The organism is Arthrobacter sp. P1_B4, from assembly GCF_056406555.1.
The window spans coordinates 44,927-51,935 of the sequence record NZ_JBFTZW010000019.1 but is presented as its reverse complement, the minus strand read 5'-3'; the positions used below and the strand labels follow the sequence as shown (position 1 = coordinate 51,935).

Below are 7,009 nucleotides of genomic sequence, written 5' to 3'. Positions count from 1 at the left end.
CCCGGTGCCCTGTCTGGTTCCGGTGCCGTGCTGTGCGGTGTTGGCAGGGGCGCCTGCTTCGGCGGGAGTCGTCCCGAGCCGGGTGAGCAGGTCGTGGTAGTCGATGGTGGCCATGATCTGCGGCCGGAGCCCGCCCGCGGCGGGCAGCCCTCCGGTGGCGAGGGCTGCTTTGCAGGCACCGACCAGGCCGTCGAGCAGCCGTTGGGGCCGGGAGCGGAGGTCCAGGGGAGGCAGTGCGGCGTCCTTTTCGGCCGTGGCGGGCTCGTTAGCCGGGCCGGGCTCGTCGGCCGCTTCGGACCCGTCGCCCGGTCCGGCCTGCGCCGTGTGGCCGGTGGCGGTGCCTTCTCCGGTGTCGGGGCCGGTGCGGGGGTTGGTGGCGGTGTTCATCACTGTCACCAGGTGTTCGAACTGGTCCGCGGTCGCGAAGATTTCCAGGTGCTGCAGGCCGTGCCGGGGTTTGCGGAGAAAGGCGCCCTGGAGCTGGCGGAGCAGTTCCTCGGAGGGCTCGGCGCCGTCCTGGTCCAGCGCCTCGGCCCACCGGCGGGCGATCCGGGCCAGGAAGTCGGCGTCGTTTTCGATGGCCGTCACTGTCAGGGCATGTTCCATGGTTGCGGCGGCCTCGGGGAGGCAGCTGTGCCGGACCCGGTCCAGGGCGAGCGTGATGACGGTTGCGGCGCGGGACGCGACCTCGCCGGCCGCGACGGCGGCTCCAAGCTCCGGGTGTACGGGCGGGACGGGCCGGCCGGCGAGTCCCTGCCGAGGCAGCAGYGTGTCGGCGAGGCMGAGCCGGCGCCTGGCCTCCGCGGCGCCGATCCGCAGCCGCGCCCGCAGGAACTCCRCCGTGTTCCGGTACCCGTCATCCAGCACCGATTCCGGCACCGCCGGCTCACCCGTTCCRGGGSTTCCGGCGGGCRCCGYCSCAACAGACGTGCCGGCGGGAGCCGAGGACAAGGAGGTACCGGAGGGAACCGCCGCAACGGACGTGCCGGAGGGAGCAGAGGACAAGGAGGTGCCGGCTGGAACCGCCCCGGCGGAGGTGCCGGCGGGAGCCGAGGCCAAGGAGGCGCCGGCGGGCGCCGCCGCAACGGACGTGCCGGGTGCGCCGGTCTGCCACCCGGCGGGGCTCTCACGCCAGCCGGTGGTCCACCCGGTGACCGCCCCCGCYRCMGCCCCCGTGGCCGCGGCGGCGGRCTGCTTCCGGGTCCGGTCCACGGCGGCCGCMGCGACGAGCTGCAGATACTCCACCGCGCGGGAGACTTCCTCCACGCTGCCGGCGAAGTCCGACGCGGCCCGGAATCCCCACGACCCCGCATCCTCCACCGCCGTCGAACCCACCGCCCGCAGCGCKGCCAGGGCGGCGTCCAKACCGGATTGCCCGACCGGGGCTGCACCCCGGTCCGTKCCCTSCGCCTCGTCCCCGCAGGCGGTGAAATCCCTGATGAAATCCCTGACGGCTTCCATGGCTCGAGTCTATTTGAGGGCTCCGACAAAAGTGATGGGCACGGTTCCGCCTCGGAGTGACTCCGGTACGGTGCACCCGGCCGAACCCCAAACGAACTGTGACCACGCACCCCGTTGGGTGCGTGGTCACGGTTGCGCGCGGAAAACAGCTGCGGGGCTAAAGAGCTAGAGCTTCAGGATGYTGGTGAGCCGCTCGGTGTCCTGCCTCGTCCGGGCCTTGCCGAGATACACCACGGCCGCGATCGAGGCCGCAGTGCCCAGGACCATTGGCAGAATCCACGGGATCCAGGTCAGGCCCGGCTGGTAGCCGAATCCGGCCGCTATGAAGATGATCCAGCTGAGCATACCGACGGATGCAGCGACTCCCGCGGGGACGGCGACGCCGTACTTCTGGTGCCGTTTGTCGTTGGCCCACACCAAGAAACCCGCAGCCACGGTCACCATGGCGACCACAATCAGGGAAAGCATTCAGGACACCTCACGATGGAGAAACTGCGATGAAGGAACGGTGGTGGGAAGAACGGGCTAGAGGGCACCGAAGCCGACGCGGCGGGCCTCTTCTGCGCCGATTTCCACGTAGCCCAGAACATTGGCGGGGACGATCACCAGGCGGCCTTTGTCGTCCGTCAGCCGCAGTTCGCTGCCCTTGGCGATCGCGTCGCCCACTACCTTGGCGACGGCTTCGGCATCCTGCGCCGATTCGAGGACAATTTCGCGGCCAATGTTTTGAATACCAATCTTTACTTCCACAGCAAGGCCTCCCAGCCAATCAACGTCCAAAAAATGTCTAAGGTCAATCTCTAGTTGTAGTCTAGGTCTCTTTGGGGAAGCGGGAGATTCCGCGCCAAGCTAAACGGTAGATGAGGTCGCTGGCTACATCGAGATCCAGGTTCCCGTCCGTTTCCAGCCAATACCGTGCGCTCACGTGGGCCATTCCGGCGAGTCCGCGGCCCAGCAGCTGGGCCTCCAGTTCAGGCAGTTTGGTGTCCTCGGCGATGACGTGCGCGACGGCGTCGGCAAAGGTCTTGTTGAACGTTTCCAGCCGCGCGCTGACGTCGGGGTCGTTAATCAGGTCCGACTCGAAGACGAGCCTGTGGGCCTGGTCGTCGTGCGCGATGAAGCGGAAGTAAGCGCGCATGACGGCCTGGACGCGCTCGTCATTGTCGGTGGTGGAGTTCAGGGCGCCAAGCAGGAGGTCGGTCAGCTTGCTGAGGTGGCTGTCCAGCAGAGCCAGGTAGAGGTCCCGCTTGGAGGGGAAGTGCTGGTACAGCACCGGCTTGCTGACGTGGGCGGTCTCGGCGATCTCGTCCATGGCGGCACCGTGGTAGCCGTTCGCCACGAAAACTTCCTGCGCGGCCGCCAGCAGCTGCGCCCGGCGTTCGTCGCGGGGGAGGCGGGCCGAGCGTTGTCCGCTCCGGGGCTGCACTGTCGTCGGCTTGCCCGACTCGTCCCGCTCCAACGGTGCCTGATGAACCACTGTCGGCCTTCTTTCCCTTATTCACCCCATTGCGCGCAATGGCAATCGTCTGCATTCTGTACTGAACTACCTTGCACTCAATTACACCTTACGCGCGGGTAATATGACCTGGTGGTATCTTCGGGCATAGATTGAAGTATGGCTTCCAAGTTCACCGCCGCCGGTGCCCCCGCAACCCCCCAGACGAAGCTGGATCCGCAGCCCGGACCGCTGGTCGACCCGGCTGCGGACCTCAGTCCGGACGAGGTGGAACGCTACTCGCGGCACCTGATCATTCCGGAGATCGGCGCGATCGGCCAGCGACGCCTCAAGAACGCGAAAGTCCTGGTGATCGGTGCCGGTGGCCTCGGCTCCCCGGCGCTGCTCTACCTCGCCGCGGCGGGGGTCGGCACCCTTGGCATCGTCGATGACGACGACGTCGACCTCAGCAACCTCCAACGCCAGATCATCCATGGTGTCGCGGATGTGGGCCGGCCGAAAATCGAGTCCGCCCGCGACGCCCTTACGGCCCTGAACCCGCTCGTGGATGTCCGGCTTCACAACGTCCGGCTCGACGCGTCCAACGCATTGGAACTCTTTGCCGGCTACGACCTGATCCTCGACGGCGCCGACAACTTTGCCACGCGCTACCTCGTCAACGACGCCGCCGCCATCCTCGGCAAGCCCTACATTTGGGGATCGATTTTCCGTTTCGACGGCCAGGTCAGCGTCTTTTGGGAACAGTTCGGGCCCACCTACCGGGACCTCTACCCGGAGGCGCCGCCGCCCGGATCCGTGCCGTCCTGCGGCGAAGGCGGCGTGTTCGGCATGCTGTGCGCCGCCGTCGGAGCGCTGATGGTGACCGAGGCGGTCAAACTGATCACCGGCGTCGGCCGGTCCCTGCTGGGCCGGCTGGCGCTCTATGACGCGCTGGGCGGCACCTGGCGCGAGATCAAGGTGACCAAGGACCCGGCGGCTGCACGAATCACCGAACTCACCGACTACGAGGCCTTCTGCGGGATCACTCCAACGGCGGATCCCGGTACCGAGCACACTGTGACGGCGACCCAGCTCGCCACCATGCTGGCCTCCCGCAAGGCCGGCCTCAAGGACTTCCACCTCGTGGACGTGCGGGAGCAGGGAGAATACGAAATCGTCCGCATTGAGGGGTCGGAGCTGATCCCGCAAGGCCGCATCCTTGCCGGCGAGGCGTGGCAGGAACTGCCCCAGGATGCCGAAATTGTCTTCCACTGCAAGGCCGGAACACGATCCGCCGCCGTCCTGTCCGCAGCCCGCGCCGCAGGGTACGGGCGCGTCAGCCACCTCGAAGGCGGCATTCTCGCCTGGGTAAGGGACGTGGAGCCCGGGAAACCGGTGTACTGAGCCTTGGCGGGCCATATGGCCAGCAAGGCCGCGATACCGCACAACACGCTCCGCTGAGCGGCGCCCTAAAACGAAAGGCTTGGTCATGAGCGAGGAAAATACAGTGACGTCCCAGCGCAAGATTGGCTCGGGGTTCGGCCGGGATTCGACGGCGGCCGACGTCATTGCCGGCATCGACCTGACCGGGAAGACCGCCATTGTCACCGGCGGCTACTCGGGGCTGGGCTTGGAGACCGTGCGGGCGCTGGCCTCCGCCGGCGCCACCGTCGTGGTGCCGGCCCGGCGGCCCGAGCATGCCCGCGACGTCCTGGCCGCGGCGGGGCTGACGCCGGCAACGGCTGGCGGCGGCGTCAGCGTCGCCGAGCTGGACCTTGCGGACCTGGCCAGTGTGAAGGCGTTCGCCGCCGGCTTCCTGGCCGGCCTGGCGACCGAAACGGCACCTGGCGCCGCGCCTGACGCGGCACTTGGCGCGGCGCCGGGCTCAGGCCGCAGCCTGGACATCCTCATCAACAACGCCGCCATCATGGCAAGTCCGGAGCAAAGGGTGGGACCCGGCTGGGAATCACAGTTCGCCACGAACCACCTGGGCCATTTTGCCTTGACCAACCTGCTGTGGCCGGCTCTTGCCGCGGCGCAGGGGGCCCGCGTGGTCTCGCTGTCCTCGACCGGCCACAAGCTCTCGGCCATTCGCTTCGATGACATCAATTTCGACGCCGGCTACGACAAATGGCGTGCCTACGGCCAGGCCAAGACGGCAAACGCGCTCTTCGCCGTCCAGCTCGATGCCCTGGGCCGGAACTTTGGCGTGCGCGCCTTCGCAGTACATCCCGGCGGGATCATGACGGAGCTGCAACGGCACCTGCCGCGGGAGGAGATGATCGCCGCGGGCTGGATGGATGAGCACGGCAAACTCGACCCGCGCTTCAAGACACCCGCGCAGGGCGCCGCCACCTCGGTCTGGGCCGCAACTGCGCCGGCGCTCGAAGGAATGGGCGGCGTCTACTGCGAGGACTGCGACATCGCCGAAGCCACGGTGCCGGGATCGCCCGAAGCCAGGATCAGGGGAGTAGATGCCCACGCGGTGGACCGGGAGGCGGCCACACGGCTGTGGCAGGTGTCGGCCGATATGACCGGGATCAACGCTTTCCCCGGATAATCCAGGGATAAGCCGCGGCGCGGGGAGGCGCGGGCCAGCTACGCGGTTTCGCGGATGTCGCCCGTTGCGGGGCCGGCGTCGCCGGGGTCGCCGGGGTTGTGGACAGCGGCGTTGTGGTCCACGGGGCACGCGGCCCCGGAACCGGCGGCACCTGCAACCGTTGCGCCGGCGGTGGGCTCCACGGTGATGCCGTACAGCGCCTCAAGACCGGCAATGTAGGCGTCCTGCTGTCCGTTGGAGGCCAGTTCGCGGGCCCTGACGGTGGGGACGTGGAGAAGCTGCTTCACCATGCGGCGCAGGGCAAATTCGACTTCTTCGGCGGCGGCCGTGCAGCCGTGCCGGGCCCGGACCTTTTCCATTTCCGCATCCAGGACGTTCATCGTGTGGCGGCGCAAGGCGACGATCGCCGAGTCGACGCTCCTGGCCTCGCGCTCCTGCTCAAAGGCGCTGGCCGCCCCGGCCACGATGCTGCTGGCCTGTTCGAGCGACTCGGCCTGTTCCTGCGGTGCGGCCAGCCGGACCGATTCCAGCGTAAGCAGTTCAACGCCGTCGAGGTCGCCGACCGCGGGGTCGAAGTCATGGGTCAAAGCGAGATCGATCGCGATCAGCGGCTGGGCCGAGTTCGCCCGGATCCGGGCGAGTTCGTCCGCTTCGACCCGGCTGTCGGAGCCGCTGCAGCCGATCATGACGTCGGCGGCGGCAACTGCGCCCGGAAGCGTGTCCTCGTTCAGTGCCGTGCCGCCCCGGGTGGCGACGAAGCCGGCGGCGCGGCCGGAGGAGGAATAGACAAAGACATCGGTGCAGCCACGTTCCCGCAGCAGGGACATGGTGGCACCGGCGTAGGCGCCGGTCCCGAAGACAACGGCTTTCTTGGCGGACCAGTCCGGGTTTTCCGACAGGTCAGTGGCGAGATCAAGGGCCACGGAGACGATGGAGAGCCCGCGCGAACCCAACGCCGTCTGGGCGCCGACGTCCTTCGCGGTCTTGGACGCGGCCTGGAACAGCCGGACCAGGCCGGAGCTGGCGGTGCCCTCGTGCTGGGCCGTGATCAAGGCGCGGCGCACCTGCCCGGCAATTTCCCGTTCGCCCACCACGGCGGAGTCCAGACCGGAGCTGACCGAGAAGAGGTGCTGGCTGACCTCGGCGCCGGTGCGGGTGCTGAAGGCGCGGGAGACGAGCTGGTCGTTGAGTCCGCTGGCGCCGCTGATGTGGGTGATGAGGGCCGCCCGGGCGGCGGCGACGGCGTCCGGATGGGGTGCTTCGCCGTAGATTTCAAGGCGGTTGCAGGTGGCAAGGACAACGGCACCCGCCACAGCCGGCGATCCGGCGAGGGCGGATGTGGCGATCCCTGAAGCACCGGTGCTCAACTGAGCAACGGTTTCGAGGTCGATGTCGGCGTGTGTAGCCACCAATGAAAAAAGAACCACAGCATCACCATCATAGCTTTTTCGCGCCCGTGTAGAACAACTGTCCGGGCGTGGGCTCAGGCACCCTGGCCTGTGATTCCCGCCACGACGCGGCACTCGGGGCCGGTGTCAGAGCCGGCGTGACAG

7 protein-coding genes are annotated in these 7,009 nt (G+C 68.1%); 2 read left to right on the top strand and 5 right to left on the bottom strand.

The window, feature by feature from the left end:
- The 4 genes from AC1D1W_RS09830 to AC1D1W_RS09815 form a co-directional block, all read right to left on the bottom strand.
- Positions 1-1,461, bottom strand: a 1,461-nt coding sequence (locus AC1D1W_RS09830) for a DUF222 domain-containing protein (protein WP_476943555.1), incomplete at its 3' end; no start/stop codon positions are given.
- 165 nt (positions 1,462-1,626) lie between these two features.
- Positions 1,627-1,929: a hypothetical protein gene (locus tag AC1D1W_RS09825; RefSeq protein ID WP_476943554.1), complete on the bottom strand. Its 303-nt coding sequence runs from the start codon at positions 1,927-1,929 to the stop codon at positions 1,627-1,629.
- A 57-nt stretch (positions 1,930-1,986) separates the two neighbouring features.
- The gene (locus AC1D1W_RS09820) at positions 1,987-2,211 is read right to left on the bottom strand and encodes a DUF3107 domain-containing protein (protein ID WP_028278253.1); all 225 of its coding nucleotides are present in this window, start codon (positions 2,209-2,211) and stop codon (positions 1,987-1,989) included.
- Between the two features lie 61 nt (positions 2,212-2,272).
- Positions 2,273-2,920 (bottom strand): TetR/AcrR family transcriptional regulator, encoded by a 648-nt coding sequence (locus AC1D1W_RS09815; RefSeq protein ID WP_476943558.1) that lies wholly within the window; start codon positions 2,918-2,920, stop codon positions 2,273-2,275.
- A 156-nt stretch (positions 2,921-3,076) separates the two neighbouring features.
- On the opposite strand from AC1D1W_RS09815, the gene moeB reads away from it, so the two are divergent.
- Together moeB and AC1D1W_RS09805 are read left to right on the top strand one after the other, a co-directional pair.
- Positions 3,077-4,300, top strand: a complete 1,224-nt coding sequence (gene moeB / locus AC1D1W_RS09810) for a molybdopterin-synthase adenylyltransferase MoeB (RefSeq protein WP_476943553.1) — start codon at positions 3,077-3,079, stop codon at positions 4,298-4,300.
- Between the two features lie 85 nt (positions 4,301-4,385).
- The gene (locus AC1D1W_RS09805; RefSeq protein WP_243182247.1) at positions 4,386-5,456 is read left to right on the top strand and encodes an SDR family NAD(P)-dependent oxidoreductase; all 1,071 of its coding nucleotides are present in this window, start codon (positions 4,386-4,388) and stop codon (positions 5,454-5,456) included.
- A gap of 38 nt (positions 5,457-5,494) precedes the next feature.
- On the opposite strand, the gene AC1D1W_RS09800 is transcribed toward AC1D1W_RS09805, so the two are convergent.
- Positions 5,495-6,883, bottom strand: coding sequence for a glutamyl-tRNA reductase (locus tag AC1D1W_RS09800; protein ID WP_476943552.1), 1,389 nt, complete (start codon positions 6,881-6,883; stop codon positions 5,495-5,497).
- Positions 6,884-7,009: the final 126 nt, after the last annotated feature.

Bases quoted from the DNA above. Each gene is read 5' to 3' on its own strand.
- moeB (WP_476943553.1), top strand. From the start codon at position 3,077: ATGGCTTCCAAGTTCACCGCCGCCGGTGCCCCCGCAACCCCCCAGACG.
- AC1D1W_RS09805 (WP_243182247.1), top strand. From the start codon at position 4,386: ATGAGCGAGGAAAATACAGTGACGTCCCAGCGCAAGATTGGCTCGGGG.